The sequence below is a fragment of the Pseudomonas sp. B21-031 genome (assembly GCF_024748985.1).
In the GTDB taxonomy this organism is placed as follows: domain Bacteria; phylum Pseudomonadota; class Gammaproteobacteria; order Pseudomonadales; family Pseudomonadaceae; genus Aquipseudomonas; species Aquipseudomonas kermanshahensis.
In genome coordinates this window covers 3,185,217-3,204,130 of the sequence record NZ_CP087181.1, presented here as the reverse complement: position 1 = coordinate 3,204,130, position 18,914 = coordinate 3,185,217, and the positions used below count along the sequence as shown (strand labels likewise).

The following is an 18,914-nucleotide window of genomic DNA, read 5'->3' as shown; positions in this document are numbered from 1 at the left end:
CATCCGCCAGCGAAAAGCCCAGGGGACGGATGCGAGGCCACGTGCAGGGCAGTTGAAAGGTGCCAGCCGTGGCCGTGTACACAGCACCACGTTGGGCCGAGTAGCCTGGCTGCCGACTTTGCTCAAGGGGCGGCCACGGCTGCGTGAAGACCTCTGCTGGCAACAGCGCAAGGCTCAGCCTGGCGAACTGTGGCTGGTGATCGTCGACGCCTCGGCCTCAACCCGCCGGCACCAGGCGCTGGCACAGACCAAAGGTTTGCTGGCGGCGTTATTCGACCAGGCATACCGTCAGCGGGCGCGGTTGGCCCTGCTGACGGCGAGCGGGCAAACGCCGCAGTGGCAGCGACACGGCTTGAAGGCCTCGGCGGCCTTGCAGCCCTGGTTGCAAGCACTGGGGGCAGGGGGCGGTACGCCGTTGATCGCTGCGCTGGAGCAAGCGCGGCAGTGGCTGCAGGCGCGGCAGCAGGCCCACCCTCATGAAGCTGTGCGCTGCCTGGTGTTTACCGACGGTCGCCTGCAGCACTCGGATAACGTGCAGCCGATGGGCTGTGCCACGCTACTGGTCGACATGGAGCTGGCGCCCGTTCGTCTGGGCCGCGCGCAACACTTGGCTGAGCAATTGCAGGCCGATTATCAGCACCTGGAACATTTCAAGGTCGTGGACTGATTAACAATGCGGCGTGATAGTGCGACACAATGTCGCAATAAGGTGTCGCAATAAGAAAAGTTGCAGCGCCAGCAACTGGAAGTTGCACAAGTGCGTGGCAGGGCACGCACTTGGAGGGGCAATCGCAATTACTTCGGCATCGACCAAGGTTGCAGGTCATAACCTTTTTCGCACAGCTCGGCGCGCACTTCCTCGATCAGGCTGGCCCATTGCGCAGGGTCGGAATAAATGCGCGAGGACACTTGCTTGCTGCCGATGCGGGTGCTGGTCCGGTCGATCACTGCCAGGCTCAATTCACCAGTACCATTGGGCGCATCCCAGGCTACGCACTGGAAAGGTTCGAAGGCGTGGTCGGCAATCAGCAGTGCTTCGTTGACACGGAGCGGGGCATTCATGGTTCGGTCTCTCTATGGTCCCAAACATCGAAGTGAAGTCCGCGTTGCGTTAAATTCGCCTCAATCATCGCGATATGCAGCGCGGGGTTATGTGTACTGATGCTCGTTGTCCGGGGGCAAGTCACACATTGGGTGTAAAAATTTGTGTCAGGTTTGAATCCGTTCTTGCCTGCGCCGCCATGGGATGTCGATAAAGTGCGAAAATTCCCGTCAGGGTTTGTAAAAAAATGATTCGGCAGACAGACGGTACTGGGCACCGTCAAGTTCGTTGCTACTGTTAATTGGGCGCCACAACTTGCTGTTTTACTTCACAAAACCAAACTCTGGCGCCAAGGAACGGTCATGCAGCAACCCGCTTCCCAACGCCGTTTGCTCATCGTCGACCCCTGCGACGACTGCCACCGTTTATTGCCAGGCCTGCGCAGTGCCGGCTGGGATGTGGACAGTTGTATGCTCGGCGCTGCCCTGGACCACGCCTGCGATGTTGGCCTGCTGCGGCTGCAGGCATCGCACCTGCGCCATCCCGACGCGGTCAAGGACATGATCAAGCGCAGCAATACCGAGTGGATCGCCGTGCTCAGCGCCGAGCAATTGCGCATGCAGAACGTCGGTGATTTCGTCTGCGAGTGGTTTTTCGACTTCCATACCTTGCCGTTCGACGTTTCCCGCGTTCAGGTTACCCTCGGGCGTGCCTTCGGCATGGCGCGGCTGCGTGGCAAGGGTGCGGTGCGGGTCGACGACTCGGTTCACGAGTTGCTGGGTGAAAGCCGGCCGATCCGCGAGTTGCGCAAGCTGTTGGGAAAACTGGCGCCCACCGAGTCGCCGGTACTGATCCGCGGCGAGAGTGGCACAGGCAAGGAGCTGGTGGCGCGTACCCTGCATCGGCAGTCGCAGCGGCACGATCAGCCGTTCATCGCGATCAACTGTGGGGCGATACCCGAGCACCTGATCCAGTCCGAGCTATTTGGGCACGAGAAGGGGGCCTTTACCGGTGCGCATCAGCGTAAGGCCGGGCGAATAGAGGCGGCCCATGGCGGTACCTTGTTCCTGGACGAGGTGGGTGACTTGCCGTTGGAGCTGCAAGCCAACCTGCTGCGCTTTCTGCAGGAAAAACACATTGAACGGGTCGGCGGCAGCCAGCCTATCCCCGTGGATGTGCGGGTGTTGGCGGCGACCCACGTGGACCTTGAAAAAGCCATCGAACAGGGGCGTTTCCGCGAGGACCTGTATTACCGGCTGAATGTGTTGCAGGTGGTGACGGCGCCCCTGCGAGACAGGCATGGTGACCTGTCGATGCTGGCCAGCCATTTTGCCCATTTCTACAGCCTGGAGACCGGTCGCAGGCCGCGCTCGTTCAGTGACCATGCGTTGGCGGCCATGGGCCGGCATGACTGGCCGGGCAATGTGCGTGAGCTCGCCAACCGAGTGCGGCGCGGGCTGGTGTTGGCCGAGGGGCGGCAGATCGAGGCGCAGGACCTGGGCTTGCAGATCGAGCAAGAGCAGCAGCCGCTGGGTACGCTGGAGGAGTACAAGCACCGGGCAGAGCGCCAGGCTTTGTGTGATGTGCTTAACCGGCACAGCGACAACTTGAGCATTGCTGCGAAAGTACTCGGGATCTCGCGGCCGACATTCTATCGGCTGCTGCACAAGCACCAGATTCGTTGACGCCTGCCTGTGTAGGAGCAGCCTTGTGCTGCGAAGAGGGCGGTGGCAGCACTTAAGATCTCGGATGCTGCCGCCGGCCTCTTCGCAGCACAAGGCTGCTCCTACAAGGGAGGGCGGTGGCAGCACTTAAGATCTCGGATGCTGCCGCCGGCCTCTTCGCAGCACAAGGCTGCTCCTACAAGGGAGGGCGGTGGCAGCACTTAAGATCTCGGATGCTGCCGCCGGCCTCTTCGCAGCACAAGGCTGCTCCTACAAGGAGGGCGGTGGCAGCACTAAGATCTTGGATGCTGCCGCCGGCCTCTTCGCAGCACAAGGCTGCTCCTACAAGGGGGCGATCAATGCGGTGCGCGCGGGATGGTCTTGAGCAAGTCTTCCGGGCTGATATGGCCAACTACTTGGGCCACCGCGCTGCCGGGGGTCGGCAGGTCGATGATGTGGCTTTTCATCTTGCCGACCACATGCATTTCACACGGTTTGCAGTCGAATTTCAGGGTCAGCACTTCGTCGCCCTGAATCAGCTGCATCGGCGCCACCTTGGTGCGCACGCCGGTCACGCCCTTGGCCTGCTTGGGGCACAGGTTGAACGAGAAGCGCAGGCAGTGCTTGGTGATCATCACCGGCACTTCGCCGTGCTCTTCATGGGCCTCGTAGGCCGCGTCGATCAGCTGCACGCCGTGACGGTGGTAGAAATCGCGCGCCTTCTGGTTGTAAACGTTGGCCAGGAACGACAGGTGCGACTCCGGGTACACCGGAGGTGGCGTGGTTTCAGCTTTACGGCCGCCGCGCGGATGCGCCTTGACCCGAGCAGCGGTCAGCGCCTCGATGGCTTCACGGCGCAGGGCCTTGAGCTGCGAGTTAGGGATGAAATACGCCTGCGGGGCATCCAGTTCGATGGCGTTGGCGTGGTACTGGGTGGTACCCAGTTGGCCCAGCAGGTCGTGCAGTTGGTCCAGCGCCTGTTGCGGCTTGTTGGCCGCGCCAAATGGGCCGTCCAGGGCCACTTGCACGCTGACGCCTTCCTCGCTGCTGACGGTGAGCATCAGCCGCTGCTCGCGCAGCACCGCGTGCCATTCCACACCCACTCGGCGTTCGGCCGACGTGCGCTGCAAGGCCTGTTGCCAGTTGTGGTCGAGGTTGCGTGACAGCGGGTGATTTGGCCGCAGTTTGTACAGGCCGTCAGGCATTTCGTTGGGTTCGACGCGGTAGCGATAGCGCTTCTGGCCGTCTTCCTCGAACTCGCCCCGTGGTTCGGCGATGTTGGCGCGGAACCCCACCACCTCGCGCTTGACCAGCACGTTCAGGCCGTCGCCGTTGGTCAGCGGCACGTCAGTGGTGACCAGCATGTCGCGTTTGTTGACCTTTTCCACCACGCCCACCAGCAAGCCGGTGAACGTTGGCGAGTCGAACGCGCCGATGTCGATCTTGCGGTCGCTGACGAAGTAGTCGGTGCTGCCGCGGTGGAAGGTCTTGTCCGGGTCGGGGACGAAGAAGTGCTCAGTGCGGCCGCTCGACGCGCGGGCCAAGGCCGGGCGGTCTTCGAGGATGGCGTCGAGCTCTTTGCGGTAGTGGGCAGTGATGTTCTTCACATAGCCCATGTCCTTGTAGCGGCCCTCGATCTTGAACGAGCGCACGCCAGCGTCGACCAGGTCGCGCAGGTTGGCGGTCTGGTTGTTGTCCTTCATCGACAACAGGTGCTTCTCGAAGGCCACCACGCGGCCCTGGTCATCTTTCAGGGTGTAGGGCAGGCGGCAGGCTTGCGAGCAGTCGCCACGGTTGGCGCTGCGCCCGGTCTGGGCGTGGGAGATGTTGCACTGGCCGGAGAAGGCCACGCACAGCGCACCGTGGATGAAGAACTCGATGGCGGCGTCGGTTTCGGCGGCAATGGCGCGGATCTGCTGCAGGTTCAGCTCACGGGCCAGTACCAGCTGCGAGAAGCCCGCCTGATCGAGGAACTTAGCGCGCTCCAGGGTACGGATGTCGGTCTGGGTGCTGGCGTGCAGCTCAATCGGTGGGATGTCCAGTTCCATCACCCCCAGGTCCTGCACGATCAAGGCGTCGACGCCCGCGTCGTAGAGCTGATGGATCAGCTTGCGCGCCGGCTCCAGCTCGTTGTCGTGGAGAATGGTGTTGATGGTGGTGAACACGCGTGCATGGTAGCGACGGGCGAACTCGACGAGTTCGGCGATTTCGCTGACTTCGTTGCAGGCGTTATGGCGCGCGCCGAAGCTCGGGCCGCCGATATAGATGGCATCAGCGCCGTGCAGGATCGCTTCGCGAGCGATGGCCACGTCACGGGCAGGGCTGAGCAGTTCCAGGTGATTCTTTGGAAGGGACATGTCGTTATAGTTTCGGGCGGTCACGGTTTAGGCGGGCATTGTAGCGGTGAAACGGGCTGGTGGCATCCCTACGCTGCCCAGAGGCGGCGCGACCTGGAGTAGGAGCGGCAAGGCCGCTCCAGTGATCGAGCGGGGAATCAGCGTTTCGCAGCCATCGCGGTAACTTCCACGCGCATGCCTTCGACCGCCAGCGAGGCCACGCCAACGGCGGCGCGCACGGGCCATGGCTTGCTGAAGAAGCGCTGGTACACCTCGTTGAACGCTGCACGTTCAGCCATGTCGGTGAGGTAGATGGTCAGGTGCAGCACGCGGTCCATGCCGCTGCCGGCTTTTTCCAGGGCTACTTTCAGCGCCTGTAGGGTGCATTCGCTCTGCGCAACGATGTCGCCCAGCTCGAGGCTGCCATCGGCGCGAGTGGGGATCTGAGTGGAGACCAGCACACCGTTGTATTCGGCGACGTCGGACGAGATGGAATCGGCGTCCGGATCGGGGGTGTAGATGATGTCTGTGTTTGCCATGGGCGCGTTTGCCTTGCTACGGAAGGAAAGCGGCAAGCGTACGCGAGCAGGCGGCAGGGGTCGAGTCGTTCGGGCGCTGCCGCAGGTACCGCTGGCACATCCCCAAAAAAAACAGGGCGCCTGATAGGCGCCCTGTTTTATGTTGCTTAGGCTTCAGCGTCCCAAGGACGATCGCCTTTCTCATCTTTGACGCGGGTTGGCAGGCCCATCACGTCCAGCGCCTTGAGGAACGGCTCGGCTGGCAGTTCTTCGACGTTGACCATGCGCTTGGCATCCCACTCGCCACGGGCGACCAGCAGGGCGGCAGCCACTGGCGGTACACCGGCGGTGTAGGAAATACCTTGGCTGTCGGTCTCGGCGAAGGCTTCTTCGTGATCCGCCACGTTGTAGATGAACACTTCGCGCGGCTGGCCGTCCTTGGTGCCCTTGACCAGGTCACCGATGCAGGTCTTGCCGGTGTAGCCCGGGGCCAGGGAGGCTGGGTCTGGCAGTACGGCCTTGACCACTTTCAATGGCACCACTTCCAGGCCTTCGGCGGTCTTGACCGGTTGCTCGGAGAGCAGGCCGAGGTTTTTCAGCACGGTGAACACATTGATGTAGTGCTCGCCGAAGCTCATCCAGAAGCGCACGTTCGGCACGTTGAGGTTCTTCGAAATCGAGTGAACTTCATCGTGGCCGGTCAGGTACAGGTTTTGCGAGCCTACTACGGGCAGGTCGTCGGTACGCTTGACCTCGAACATGGTGTTGCTGGTCCACTGGCTGTTCTGCCAGCTCCATACTTGCCCGGTGAACTCGCGGAAGTTGATTTCCGGGTCGAAGTTGGTGGCGAAGTACTTGCCATGCGAACCGGCATTGACGTCGAGGATGTCGATCGAATCAATGCTGTCGAAGTATTGCTGCTGCGCAAGTTTTGCGTAGCTGTTCACCACACCCGGGTCGAAACCGACGCCGAGAATGGCGGTAATGTTCTTTTCTTGGCACTCTTCGAGGTGTTTCCACTCGTAGTTGCCGTACCAGGGCGGCGTCTCGCAGATTTTGCCCGGTTCTTCGTGAATCGCGGTGTCCAGGTAGGCGACACCGGTATCGATGCAGGCACGCAGCACCGACATGTTGAGGAAGGCAGAGCCCACGTTGATCACGATCTGCGATTCGGTCTCGCGGATCAGTGCTTTGGTCGCCTCGACATCGAGGGCGTTGAGCGAGAAGGCCTGGATGTCGGCGGGTACCTTGAGGCTACCCTTGGCCTTGACGCTGTCGATGATGGCCTGGCATTTGGAGATGTTCCGCGACGCAATGGCAATACGACCGAGTTCGTCGTTATGCTGCGCGCACTTGTGGGCCACCACCTTGGCGACACCTCCTGCACCAATGATAAGAACGTTCTTCTTCAATTTATCCCTTGCTCCTTACTGAAAGCCGGTCTTACGACAGGCTGGAAACGTAGTCTTCGAAACCGAACTCGCGCACCACCTCGACACTACCGTCGAGTTGCTTGACCACGATGGATGGCATTTTCAGACCGTTGAACCAGTTTTTCTTGACCATGGTGTAGCCGGCCGTGTCGATGAACGACAGGCGGTCGCCAATGGCCAGCGGACGATCGAATTGGTACTCGCCGAAGATGTCACCGGCCAGGCACGACTTACCGCAGACCATGTAGGTGTGCTCGCCATCGTTGGGGGCCATCTTGGCGTTGAGGCGGTAGATCAGCAGGTCGAGCAGGTGCGCTTCGATCGAGCTGTCGACCACGGCCAGGTGCTTGCCGTTGTACAGGGTGTCGAGCACGGTCACTTCCAGCGAGGCGCTGTTGGTGATGGCAGCTTCGCCCGGCTCCAGGTAGACCTGCACACCGTAGGTTTGCGAGAAGGCTTTCAGACGCGCGCAAAACGCATCGACTGCATAGTCTTCACCGGTGAAGTGGATGCCGCCACCGAGGCTGACCCACTCGACCTTGTGCAGCAGGTGGCCGAAGCGCTCTTCGATGTGCGTAAGCATCTTGTCGAACAGGCTGAAGTCACCGTTTTCACAGTTGTTGTGGAACATGAAGCCGGAGATCTGCTCGATGACCTTCTCGATCTTCTCTGGGTCCCACTCACCGAGGCGGCTGAACGGGCGTGCCGGGTCGGCGAGCAGGTAGTCGGAGCTGCTGACTTGCGGGTTGACGCGCAGGCCGCGGACCTTGCCTTCGGACTGTTCGGCGAAGCGTTGCAGCTGGCCGATCGAGTTGAAGATGATCTTGTCGCAGTTCTCGAGCATTTCCTCGACTTCGTCGTCGGCCCAGGCAACGCTGTAGGCGTGGGTTTCGCCTGCGAATTTCTGGCGGCCGAGCTTGAGCTCGAACAGCGACGAAGAGGTGGTGCCGTCCATGTATTGCTGCATCAGGTCGAACACCGACCAGGTCGCGAAACATTTGAGGGCGAGCAGCGCCTTGGCACCGGACTTCTCGCGCACATACGCGATCTTCTCCATGTTGCCCAGCAGCTTGGTTTTATCGATGAGGTAGTACGGCGTCTTGATCATTTAAAGGCCCCCGGCAAGGCCGGCCAAAAAAAGGACACGCATTGTGCCTTCACTCGCTACAGATCGAAAGGGCGAGATGCGCTTTTCGTCAGGCTCGCTGGAATTTTCCCAGGTGCGTGAGGCTCATTAGAACAGGCCTGTGTGACTATCCTGATCTCACGGGGGTTTTTCTATCCACCACAGGCCCCTTCGCGGGCAAGCCCGCACCTACACGCTAACCTTAAAAACAGTAGGTACCGGTGGGAGCGGGCTTGCCCGCGAAAGGGCCGGAACAGGCAACCTCAATCGACCTGCTTCAACCAATCCTGAATCTGCGCCAGTGTCGCCGTGGCGCCCCCGCAAACCACTATCAGCACATTGTTGTACTCGGCCAATTTCTCGGCTTCGTAAGCTACCGCCAATGCAGCCCCACACGCGGGCTCCACCAATACCCGATGATCGAGCAAGAAGCGCTCGCAGGCTTCCAGCGCGGCACGGTCGCTGACCAGATGGCTCTGTAGCGGATGGTTACGCGCGCATTCCAATGCCTGATCAGCAACGCGCTTCGCACCTAGGGAGGTGGCCACCGAGGCGAGGCGCTCCAGTTCAACCGGGTGGCCTGCTTGCACCGCTGCGTTCAGCGAGGCGGCACCGGTGGTTTCCACCGCCAGCACGGGTACATCATCCCAGCCATTGCGTTTCAGCCCTTCGACTACGCCACTGAGCAATCCGCCACCGCCGACCGACAGCACCACCGCATCAGGTTTGAGCCCGCTGGCGGCAACTTCGTCGATCAGGCTGGCATGTCCGGCCCACAGCAGTGGGTCGTCGAAGGGGTGAATGAACGCATCGCCGCTGCCGAGCAGGGTCTGGGCCAGCTCGTTGGCCTCCTGCCAGGAGCTGCCATGCACCACCACCTTGGCGCCTTCAAGGCGCAGCAGTTGCTTGGCGCGCTCGGTGGTGGTCTCGGGTACCACCACGGTCACCGGCACCCCCAGTTTGCGGCCGGCATACGCCACCGCCAGCCCGGCGTTACCCCCGGACGACGACACAAAATGGCGCGCGCCCCTGGCATGGTGGACTTCGCAGGCATGGCCCACGCCACGCAGCTTGAACGAACCACAAGGCTGCACTGCCTCGAGCTTGAGCCAAACGGTACAGCCTGACGCCAGCGAAAGCGGGCGGGATTCGATCAGCGGCGTCTGTATATGCAAAGTCATCGTTAGCTCCAAGCGTCAGTCTTCACGAGCCGCTGCCGGCTGTTCGCCACGCAACTGCTCGAGGTAGTTGTAAACGGTGTAGCGGGTAACCCCGAGGGCGCTGGCGGCCTTTTCCACGCCGCCCTTGACGATGAACAAGCCGCGCTCCTGCATCACCCGCACCGCGTCGACCTTGGCCTGCTTGGTCATCCGGCCTTGGCCGCTGCGTTGCAGCGCGCCCTGGATGATTTCGCTCATCAACAGCGCCATGTCGGCGGGTTCGCTGACCGCTGGCGAGTCGCTCAGGGGCTGCAACTGCTGCAGAAAATTCATCGCAGCGTCCAGCCCCGTAACGTCGGTATTGATGCACAGGCTGGCGAACGGGTGGCCAGTGCTGTCGCGGAAAATGGCCGTGGCGCTGCGCAGGGTGCGGCCCTTGAGCGTGGTCGGGTAATCCGGCAAGACCACAGGCGCACAGCCGCGCTGTTCTACGGTGGCCCGCATCAAGGCCTTGAAGCCTAGGTCCTGTTCGGGCGCGGCGAGGATTGGGCTGCCGACGACACGGCCGGAGAGGTGGCCGTTGACGATCGCCACCACGGAGTGTTCCGGGTGGTCGAGGTCGTGCAGGAGGATTTCCATGTTGCGCGCGGCAACGCTGCCCAAAGCCTGGATAGCGGCCTTGAGAACGGTGAGGGTGAGCTGACGTTCTTCAGGGGGAGAGAGCGGCATGAATGCATCGCCAAATTCAACGGTTTGTGCATTTTTACACAATACGTTGAAAATGGCGATGTGAGGGGGCGGGTTTACTTGCCCAGTGCTGGCGTGCGCGGCGGAATCATGCGGCGCGAGCCGGTCGCCTCGAAGGCCGCTGCGAAGCTCAACAGGTGGTTGTCGGTATAGGCGCGGCCGGCGAAGGTCAGCCCCACCGGCATGCCGATGTCAGCCATCAGGCCCATGGGCACGGTGACGGTCGGTACGCCCAGGTGGCGGATCGCAAGGTTGCCGTTGGCCACCCAAATGCCGTTGCTCCAGGCAATGTCGGCTGAAGCCGGGTTGACGTCAGCATCCGCTGGCCCTACGTCGGCCACGGTCGGGAACAGCACCGCGTCCAGGCCCAGGGTGTCCATCCAGTCTTCCAGGTCCAGCTTGCGGGTTTTCTCCAGGCCGCGCAGCCCGTCGGGCAGCGTCTCGATCTGGTCCCAGGTCTTCAGGCCGCGCTTGGCCATGTTGACGTATTCGTCCATGCCTGCGGCCAGGTCGTCCTCACGGTTGGGCAGGGTGCCGGGATCGTGCGGGAAGATCTTCGGCCCATCGACATCGGCCAGGCGGTTGAGCTTGGGGTCGTCGTTGGCCCGCAGGAAGTCGTCAAAGGCCCAGCCCGACAGCTCCCACAGTTCGTCATGGAGGAATGCCTTGCTGACGATGCCGCGGTTGTACACGGTCGGGGCACCAGGGCGGTCGCCTTCGCAGTTGGACACCAGCGGGAAGTCCACTTCGAGCACTTCGGCACCTGCCGCTTCCAACGCCTGGCGCGCTTGTTGCCATAGGTCGATGACGCTGTCGCGGGTGTTGATGCGCTGGCCGGTTGGGCCGCCGATACCCGGTTTCTCGGAGGTGCCAGCTTCTGGATCGGCATTGATGTACATGCGCGGCACGCCAAAGCGTTTGCCCTTGAGCGCGCTGGCATCCACAGCCAGGTCCAGGTACGACGCCGGGCGCACCGAAGAGGCGGCCGGGATAGTTACCCAGGGCTGCAAGCGCCACAGGTCACCGCGCGTGTCGGCGTCGTCGGCAACTACCACGTCGAGGATTTCCAGCAGGTCGGCCATGGTACGGGCATAAGGCACCACCACGTCCATGGTCGGGGTCAGCGGCCAGTTGCCACGGACCGAGATCACCCCGCGCGAAGGGGTGTAGGCGCAGAGGCCGTTGTTCGATGCAGGGCCACGGCCACTGGACCAGGTTTCCTCGGCCAGGCCAAAGGCACTGAAGCTGGCGGCCGTCGCGGTGCCGGCACCGTTGGACGAACCAGAGGCGAAGGGCGCAGTCAGGTAGGCGGCGTTATACGGGCTTTCGGCGCGGCCATAGACGCCACGCTGCATGCCACCGTTGGCCATGGGCGGCATGTTGGTCTTGCCCAGGCACACGGCACCGGCGGCGCGTAGGCGCTCGATGGTGAAGGCATCCCGCTGGGCGACCAGGTCTTTGAAGGCCGGGCTGCCGGAAGCTGCAGTCAGGCCCTTGACCAGGTAGCTGTCCTTGGCTGTGTAGGGGATGCCGTCCAGCGGGCTCAGGGGCTGGCCCTTGGCGCGGCGGGCGTCGGAAGCTTCAGCCTCCTTCAGTGCGTCTGGGTTGCGTACCACCACGGCGTTCAGTGCGGTAGCGGTGTCGGCTCCATCGTAGGCGTCAATGCGCGCCTGGTAGGCCTTGACCAGTTCGACCGCCGTCGTGCGGCCCGACTCGAGTGCGTCGCGCAGCTCGGCAATGGAAACCTCGGTTACCTCGATCATGCGTTCACCAAAAAAGTTTTGCAGGTGGGGGCTAGTGCGAGGAGTGTACAAGAAGGCATTGCCGGACGCAGGTTTGCGCAGGGGCAAATGGTTTTATGCAGGCGGGCATTGTCGGGGCCGCGAGGCGGCCCCGAACGGTCAATCCAAGTCGGCCGCCGAGTGCCGTTCTGGTACTTGGCTGGCTTCATCGCCCCAGGTGCGATTGACCCGTGACCCACGTTGCACGGCAGGCCGTTGGGCGATCTCTTCGGCCCAACGCTGCACGTGGGTGTATTCGTGCACCGCCAGAAACGTTGCTGCGCCATAAAGATTGCCGCGCACCAGCTCGCCATACCAAGGCCACACGGCGATATCGGCGATGCTGTATTCATCGCCGCCAAGGTATCGAGTTTCGGCCAGGCGGCGGTCGAGCACATCCAACTGGCGCTTGGCTTCCATGGTGAAGCGGTTGATGGCGTATTCGAACTTTTCCGGGGCGTACACGTAGAAGTGGCCAAAGCCGCCGCCCAGATAAGGCGCCGCGCCCATCTGCCAAAACAGCCAGTTCAGGCTTTCGGTACGTGCAGCGGCAGACGTGGGCAATAGCGCACCGAACTTTTCCGCCAGGTACAACAGGATCGAGCCCGACTCGAATACCCGTACCGGTGGCTCGACACTGCGGTCGAGCAGGGCGGGGATCTTCGAGTTGGGGTTGACCTGCACGAAGCCGCTGGAAAACTGGTCACCCTCGCCGATGCGGATCAACCAGGCGTCGTATTCGGCGCCGCTGTGGCCAAGGGCGAGTAACTCTTCAAGGGCTATGTTGACCTTCACGCCATTGGGCGTGGCCAGCGAATACAACTGCAAGGGGTGCTTGCCCACTGGCAGTGCCTTGTCATGGGTCGGGCCGGCTACCGGGCGGTTGATGCTGGCGAACTGGCCACCGGAGGCTGCGTCATTGCGCCAGACCTTGGGTGGGGCGTAAGGGTGCTTGCTCATGCAGGGTGCTCCTTCAAGGTCGCGAAAGGGTCAGGTAAAGCGGTTGACCTGCATCTATGCCATGGGTTCTCGGAAAAGCGCAATTGCATTGGGCGCGGGCGTTGCGTGCATGCAGGGTTTCATCCAGTTTTCATCTGCCCTTGGCGTCGGCGGCTCTATGCTGGCGCTATCTCTTGGCCCTGCACGGAACGGCTGGCGATGAACATCCCTCGCAGCGTGTTGGCGCTGGTCCTTCTCGGCGGCCTGTTGGCCCACGCCCACGCCCACGCCGCGCCTTGGGTCGCCGGCCTGCACCACATGACCCTGGCCGACCCTGTCGATGATCGCCCGATGCAGGCCCTGGCGTTTTACCCGGCGACTGGCGTGCCCCATAACCTGCGCATCGACGGCTATCCGCTCGACGTCGCCGAAGAGGCGCCGGTGGCCTTGGGGCAGTTCCCTTTACTGGTGCTCTCTCACGGCAATACCGGCAGCCCGCTGGCTTTGCATTACCTGGCCACCGCGCTGGCACGGCAGGGTTTTGTGGTCGTGGCGGTGGTGCACCCGGGGGACAACGCCCGCGATCACAGTCGCCTGGGTACCTTGAGCAACCTGTATGGCCGGCCGCTGCAAGTCAGCGCCGCGATCACGGCAGCCCGTGACGACGCGCTGCTCGGGCCCTACCTGAATGATGGCAAGGTAGGTGTCATTGGCTATTCGGCCGGGGGCGAAACGGCGCTGATTGTCTCGGGTGCGCAACCCGACCTGGACCGCCTGCGCCAGTACTGCCTTGAGCGTCCCAGCGATGGCGACGCCTGCAAGACCCATGGCGTACTGATTGCCGACCGCAGCGAGCTGGCACCCAAAGCTGATTCACGGGTGGGCGCGGCGATGCTGATGGCGCCGCTGAGCCTGCTGTTTGGTCGCCATGCGCTGGCAAGTGTGCACATCCCGGTGCTGATCTACAGTGGCGACAGCGACCAACTGGTGGCCGTGGACCGCAATGCCGAAGCGTTAGCACGCAAGCTGCCTGTTACACCGGATTACCGTCTGCTGGCCGGCGCCGGGCATTTCGTGTTCATGGCGCGCTGCGACGAAGAACAACACGCTCGCATGCCGGCGCTGTGCAAGGATGCCGAAGGCGTTGACCGCCGCCATATTCATCACTCGTTGCAACGCGACACCGCAGCGTTCTTCAGCCAGGCCCTCAGCGCACCGCTACCGGATGAGCGCTCAGCTGCGTCGGCTGCGCCGCGCCAGAAGCAGCGTTAAGCCAACGCCTGCCAAGGCGAGCAGGGCGGCAACGCAGAAGATAGAGGCATAGCCCAGGTGCACTGCCACCGCGCCCATCACCGGGCCGGCGATGGCCAAGGCCATGTCGAAAAACACCGCGTAAGCCCCCAACCCAGCACCGCGGCTGCTGCTAGGCACCTGCTTGATGGCCTCTACGCCCAGTGCCGGGTACACCAGCGACAAGCCGAACCCTGTGAGCCCGGCACCTGCCAACGCCCAAGGCGGCGAGGGCGCCAGCCACAGCAGCCCCAGGCCGATCACCTCGGTGGCCATGCACACCACTGCCACGTTGTAGCCGCCAAACCGGTTGACCGCATTGACGAACAACAGCCGCGAAATGATAAAGCACACGCCGAAGGCGCTCAGGCACCAGGCTGCACCGGCCCAGCCACGTTCCAGGTAATAGAGGGTGACGAACGTGGTCAGCGTGCCATAGCCGATCGACGCCAATGTCAGCCCCAGGCCACAGGGCGCAACGCGGCCGAAGGCAGACCAGAAGGGCAGCCGTTCGCCCCGTACCACCACCACGTCCGGGCGTTTGCGCAGCACCAGCATGGCCAGCAGCGCAAGCACCAGCAAGGTTGGCCCCAGCACGCTGAAGTTCAGGCCATCCACCGCCAGCACGCCGACCGGGGCACCAATGGCGATGGCGCCGTAAGACGCGATACCGTTCCACGAGATCACCCGGGCGGTGTGCTCTGGTCCAACCTGGCTAATCCCCCAGCTCAAGGTGGCTACGCCGATCAGTCCCTGGGCGATGCCCAGCAGCAGACGCCCGCCCAGCAATAGCGCCAGGCTCAGTAACGGCACGCTCAGGGTCCAGGCCGACAACAGCGTCAGCACCCCGCAACTGGCAATGCCGAGCAAGCCGAAACGAATCGCTTGCTTGCCGCCCAGCGTGTCCGCCACCCGCCCGGCAAAGGGGCGGCTCAACAAGGTGGCCAGGTATTGCAGGCCAATTGTTATCCCGGCGACAACCGCGCCGAAGCCCAACTGGTCATGCACATAACTGGGCAACACCGCAATCGGCAGGCCGATGCAGAGGAAGGCAATGAACGTGTAGAAGACGATCGACAGGATCTGCAGGGTGACGTTGAAGGTATTGCTGGCGGGGGCGGGCTGTTGCGCGGTCATGGGCTCTTTCGCGGGCGGGCGGTTGGGCGTTGTTTCATCATGGCCGTTGCGCGAAGGAAATGAAAGCAGGCTAACGAATTATTCCGGGTGAATGACCCATCCATGGGATCCGCCTGGTCAACTCAACGCGACCAGGCGGAGCGCACTACATCACACTACGACGCCCTGGCTACGCAGGTAGTCGTCATAGGTGCCGCTGAAGTCCACGACACCGTCCGGCGACAGCTCGATGATGCGGGTGGCCAGCGATGACACGAACTCGCGGTCATGGCTGACGAACAGCAGCGTGCCTGGGTAGTTTTCCAGCGCCAGGTTCAGTGCTTCGATCGATTCCATGTCCAGGTGGTTGGTCGGTTCGTCCATCACCAGCACGTTCGGTTTTTGCAGGATCAGCTTGCCGAACAGCATGCGGCCTTGCTCACCACCGGAAATCACCTTCACCGACTTGAGGATCTCGTCGTTGGAGAACAGCATGCGCCCGAGGGTGCCGCGAATCACCTGCTCACCGGAGGTCCACTGGCCCATCCAGTCGAACAGGCTCAGGTCGTCCTCGAAGTCGTGGGCGTGGTCCTGGGCGTAGTAGCCCACTTCGGCGCTGTCGGTCCACTTCACCGAGCCCGCATCCGGCGTCATTTCGCCAACCAGGGTGCGCAGCAGGGTGGTCTTGCCGATACCGTTGGGGCCGATGATCGCAACACGCTCGCCGGCTTCGACGGTGATGTCGAAGTTCTTGAACAGAACCTTGTCGTCGAAGGCCTTGGCCATTTTCTCGACCACGACGGCCTGACGGTGCAGCTTCTTGGTCTGCTCGAAGCGGATGAACGGGCTGACCCGGCTCGACGGCTTGACCTCGGCAAGCTGGATCTTGTCGATCTGCTTGGCGCGCGAGGTGGCCTGCTTGGCCTTGGAGGCGTTGGCCGAGAAGCGGCTGACGAAGGTCTGAAGCTCGGCGATCTGGGCTTTCTTCTTGGCGTTGTCCGACAGCAATTGCTCGCGCGACTGGGTCGCGGCGGTCATGTACTCGTCGTAGTTGCCTGGGAACAGGCGCAGCTCACCGTAGTCCAGGTCGGCCATGTGAGTGCAGACGCTGTTCAGGAAGTGCCGGTCGTGGGAAATGATGATCATGGTGCTGTTACGCGCCGTGAGGATCGTTTCCAGCCAGCGGATGGTGTTGATGTCCAGGTGGTTGGTCGGTTCGTCGAGCAGCAGCACGTCCGGGTCCGAGAACAACGCCTGGGCCAGCAGCACACGCAGCTTCCAGCCCGGCGCCACTTCGCTCATCGGGCCGAAGTGCTGGTCCAGCGGGATACCCAGGCCCAGCAGCAGTTCACCGGCGCGCGATTCGGCGGTGTAGCCGTCCATCTCGGCGAATTCGGTTTCCAGCTCGGCGACGGCCATGCCGTCTTCCTCGGTCATTTCTGGCAGCGAGTAGATACGATCGCGCTCAGCCTTGACCTTCCACAACTGGCCGTGGCCCATGATCACCGTATCGATCACGGTGAATTCCTCGTAGGCGAATTGGTCCTGGCGCAGCTTGCCGAGGCGGGTGTTCGGCTCGAGCATGACCTGGCCACCGGACGGCTCCAGGTCGCCGCCGAGGATTTTCATGAAGGTCGACTTGCCGCAACCGTTGGCGCCGATGAGGCCGTAGCGGTTGCCGTTGTTGAATTTGACGGAAACGTTTTCAAACAGCGGCTTGGAGCCGAACTGCATGGTGATGTTGGCGGTAGAAATCAAGTGCTTGTCCTGCGGGGGTTCCAGAGGTGTATTTAGGCCCTCGTGTCAGTTTTGGGCCAATTTTGGGCCAATTCGACGCGGGGCGGCAGCTTCTCCAGCTCCCTCCAGTCCGAGGAGGAGCTGATCCATTTCGCGTAGGTAGAGAGCAACATCTCAACGCTATGGCCGAGCTGATTCGCGATGAACGCAGGGTTCATCTCAGGCATCAGGCACAGGGTTGCGTCGGTGTGGCGGGTGTCGTACTGACGGCGATCACGGATGTCCAGCGCTTGAGCGCTGATTTGAATGGGCGGATTGTAACACTTGGATCGCAGCTCCACAGCCCACCTTTGCTTGGTTGGACCACGAAAGGGCTGGCAGGGGGCACGGACTTGCACGCCATGCGTTGGAGCGTTGCCAACTGCAGGGCTTGCTTGATGGCGTTAAGGGCCCGCTCGTCGAGTAGGCTGTCCGGTGATGGTGGAGAGCACCGGTGCCTTTTTTTAACGTGTTTACCTGAGAAGCGGTACGGCCGCCTATTCTGCAAGGGTTTGCCCTCGCGTAAAAATACGCGAGGGCAAACCCTAGATAACTGCAGCGCAGTCGTATAGTCCGACGTGTTGCTGTGGAAGGCAGCGCTGTCAGTATTCAGATCGGCCTAATAAAAGCGGGCTTACCCTCGGATCACCTTAAGGCGCGCCCGCCCAGCGTCCGTAATGGCGTTTTCGCCTTCATCGCTGATGCGATAGCGACCGGACACTGACTGTGTAATGGTGAACCTCACCAGTCCGCTCTTGGACAAAGCCTCACCCACTTCAAAGCTCATTGCACGCTCTAGGTCGAAGATCTTTGTTTCTCCGATTTTGTAGCGAGCAAACGCAATCAGCGCCGAATCTATCGCCGCTTGGTCTATCACCTCAACACGCTGCATTTGACCTCCTGGTCTGAATCGCCCAGGCCCGTGGCCTTGCGGTTATCGGGCCTGGAAGTTCGTAGAATGCGCAACGCTACTACGGAGCCGAGCGTGTTAGTTACTGGCTTTGCGTCCATGCTGGATGGGTGGCCAGTCATGATCGTTAATTTTAGTCTGCGTGCGGCGCTGCAGTGTCCGTTAACGACATCTCCTTTGGAAATACGTTGATAAACGCACTGATAGCAGGCTTATCGTCATCATCAATATTGATCTTCGGTGTTTGCGACGATCGACTGATGTCGGTAGCAAAATTAGCGGCCCTCAGCGCACGTTCGATTTGCTGGCTTCCCGGGCTGTCATACAGCACTGCCTGAACACCTGTGGCTTCTTTGGTTAGCATCAACTGCTTTATCTGTACCCGTACGCCCGCTTTGGTCAGGGCAACGGCGATCTGCTTGGAGAACGCCAATGCTTCGTCGTCGTTTCTGACAATATTGAGCAACACGGTTGGGGCTACTTTGTCTTTGGCGAGCGCTACCGCCAATGCCTGGAACGCCGCCTGTGCCTGCGCTGTCAGCTTTCTGGGCCGCAGGCGATGTTCTATGGCCTGGCGTTCTTTTTTGCGGCGTCCAGTTGTGCCGTCAACGCCGCGTTCTGTTGCAGGAGCTCTTCGATTTTCAACTGGGACTGGGCGGCGGACTGGTTGGCTGTGGCGATCAGTTGGCTGGCCTCTGCCATGGACCTGTCGGACTCGCTGCTTTGCACCTCGGACGTCAGGTGCGCCAAGATGACCGCGCAGGCTGAGACTAAGGCGGCAATGATGGCGGTTGTTGTAGCAATGCTATGAATCAGGCTGGCGTTATCTGCTGAAATTTCTGGCATTAGCGTGCTCTTGAAATTTAGTTTCCATGATTTTGCGTTTTCGATTTCGCGGCAGATTGCCATAAATTCACCGTGCAAGCGACCTCTGGCGTCGACTGTGGGTGCTTGGACTTTGCGCGACGTGATGGCCTGCGTGTGCAAATGAATAACGCTTTGTTTACAGGTGATTGCCAGTTGTCCGATTCAGCTCACATTTTGACTGAGCACAGTTGCGCGCCGTTTGCCTTTGG

Annotated in this window: 17 protein-coding genes and 1 pseudogene; 3 read left to right on the top strand and 15 right to left on the bottom strand. The window is 61.7% G+C overall.

The genetic code is table 11. The features are described 5' to 3' along the window. Positions 1-52 precede the first annotated feature (52 nt). Positions 53-667: a VWA domain-containing protein gene (locus tag LOY53_RS14000; protein ID WP_252824394.1), complete on the top strand. Its 615-nt coding sequence runs from the start codon at positions 53-55 to the stop codon at positions 665-667. Between the two features lie 128 nt (positions 668-795). Here the strand turns inward: LOY53_RS14000 and LOY53_RS13995 are convergent, their stop codons facing one another. Beyond that, entirely contained in the window at positions 796-1,062 is a 267-nt protein-coding gene (locus LOY53_RS13995) for a hypothetical protein (RefSeq protein ID WP_013972506.1), read from the bottom strand. Positions 1,063-1,404: 342 nt separating this feature from the next. Between LOY53_RS13995 and LOY53_RS13990 the strand changes: the two genes are divergently transcribed. Continuing rightward, on the top strand, positions 1,405-2,727 hold the full coding sequence (locus LOY53_RS13990) for a sigma-54 dependent transcriptional regulator (protein WP_027594830.1): 1,323 nt from the start codon (positions 1,405-1,407) through the stop codon (positions 2,725-2,727). Between the two features lie 335 nt (positions 2,728-3,062). On the opposite strand, the gene LOY53_RS13985 is transcribed toward LOY53_RS13990, so the two are convergent. From LOY53_RS13985 to yghU, 8 genes are all read right to left on the bottom strand, one after another. After that, positions 3,063-5,063, bottom strand: coding sequence for a U32 family peptidase (locus tag LOY53_RS13985; RefSeq protein ID WP_252824392.1), 2,001 nt, complete (start codon positions 5,061-5,063; stop codon positions 3,063-3,065). Between the two features lie 137 nt (positions 5,064-5,200). Next, complete coding sequence (locus LOY53_RS13980) at positions 5,201-5,581, bottom strand: RidA family protein (protein WP_099429500.1); 381 nt, start codon at positions 5,579-5,581, stop codon at positions 5,201-5,203. A 146-nt stretch (positions 5,582-5,727) separates the two neighbouring features. Beyond that, positions 5,728-6,972, bottom strand: a complete 1,245-nt coding sequence (locus LOY53_RS13975) for a saccharopine dehydrogenase family protein (RefSeq protein ID WP_027594833.1) — start codon at positions 6,970-6,972, stop codon at positions 5,728-5,730. Positions 6,973-7,003: 31 nt separating this feature from the next. Beyond that, the gene (locus LOY53_RS13970; protein WP_186676554.1) at positions 7,004-8,101 is read right to left on the bottom strand and encodes a carboxynorspermidine decarboxylase; all 1,098 of its coding nucleotides are present in this window, start codon (positions 8,099-8,101) and stop codon (positions 7,004-7,006) included. A gap of 281 nt (positions 8,102-8,382) precedes the next feature. Beyond that, on the bottom strand, positions 8,383-9,300 hold the full coding sequence (locus LOY53_RS13965; protein ID WP_252824390.1) for a pyridoxal-phosphate dependent enzyme: 918 nt from the start codon (positions 9,298-9,300) through the stop codon (positions 8,383-8,385). Between the two features lie 15 nt (positions 9,301-9,315). Next, positions 9,316-10,008 carry a transcriptional regulator gene (locus LOY53_RS13960; protein WP_027594837.1) on the bottom strand — a complete coding sequence of 231 codons (693 nt, stop codon included), beginning with the start codon at positions 10,006-10,008 and terminating at the stop codon, positions 9,316-9,318. A gap of 74 nt (positions 10,009-10,082) precedes the next feature. Continuing rightward, complete coding sequence (locus LOY53_RS13955; RefSeq protein ID WP_252824388.1) at positions 10,083-11,789, bottom strand: amidase; 1,707 nt, start codon at positions 11,787-11,789, stop codon at positions 10,083-10,085. A gap of 138 nt (positions 11,790-11,927) precedes the next feature. Further along, complete coding sequence (gene yghU / locus LOY53_RS13950; protein ID WP_258702809.1) at positions 11,928-12,767, bottom strand: glutathione-dependent disulfide-bond oxidoreductase; 840 nt, start codon at positions 12,765-12,767, stop codon at positions 11,928-11,930. 198 nt (positions 12,768-12,965) lie between these two features. On the opposite strand from yghU, the gene LOY53_RS13945 reads away from it, so the two are divergent. Next, complete coding sequence (locus LOY53_RS13945; RefSeq protein WP_258702808.1) at positions 12,966-14,018, top strand: dienelactone hydrolase; 1,053 nt, start codon at positions 12,966-12,968, stop codon at positions 14,016-14,018. Here the strand turns inward: LOY53_RS13945 and LOY53_RS13940 are convergent. The 6 genes and pseudogenes from LOY53_RS13940 to LOY53_RS13920 form a co-directional block, all read right to left on the bottom strand. Then, on the bottom strand, positions 13,980-15,173 hold the full coding sequence (locus LOY53_RS13940; RefSeq protein ID WP_258702807.1) for an MFS transporter: 1,194 nt from the start codon (positions 15,171-15,173) through the stop codon (positions 13,980-13,982). The two genes, LOY53_RS13945 and LOY53_RS13940, sit on opposite strands and share 39 nt — an antisense overlap. 150 nt (positions 15,174-15,323) lie before the next feature. Continuing rightward, on the bottom strand, positions 15,324-16,910 hold the full coding sequence (locus LOY53_RS13935; RefSeq protein WP_027594842.1) for an ABC-F family ATPase: 1,587 nt from the start codon (positions 16,908-16,910) through the stop codon (positions 15,324-15,326). 32 nt (positions 16,911-16,942) lie between these two features. Beyond that, positions 16,943-17,292, bottom strand: a pseudogene (locus LOY53_RS26700) (integrase). Between the two features lie 270 nt (positions 17,293-17,562). Then, the gene (locus LOY53_RS13930; protein ID WP_099453975.1) at positions 17,563-17,820 is read right to left on the bottom strand and encodes a hypothetical protein; all 258 of its coding nucleotides are present in this window, start codon (positions 17,818-17,820) and stop codon (positions 17,563-17,565) included. Between the two features lie 151 nt (positions 17,821-17,971). Continuing rightward, positions 17,972-18,307, bottom strand: a complete 336-nt coding sequence (locus LOY53_RS13925; RefSeq protein ID WP_258702806.1) for a hypothetical protein — start codon at positions 18,305-18,307, stop codon at positions 17,972-17,974. 95 nt (positions 18,308-18,402) lie between these two features. Continuing rightward, a complete protein-coding gene (locus LOY53_RS13920) occupies positions 18,403-18,747 on the bottom strand; it encodes a hypothetical protein (protein WP_258702805.1) in 345 nt (114 codons plus the stop codon). Positions 18,748-18,914: the final 167 nt, after the last annotated feature.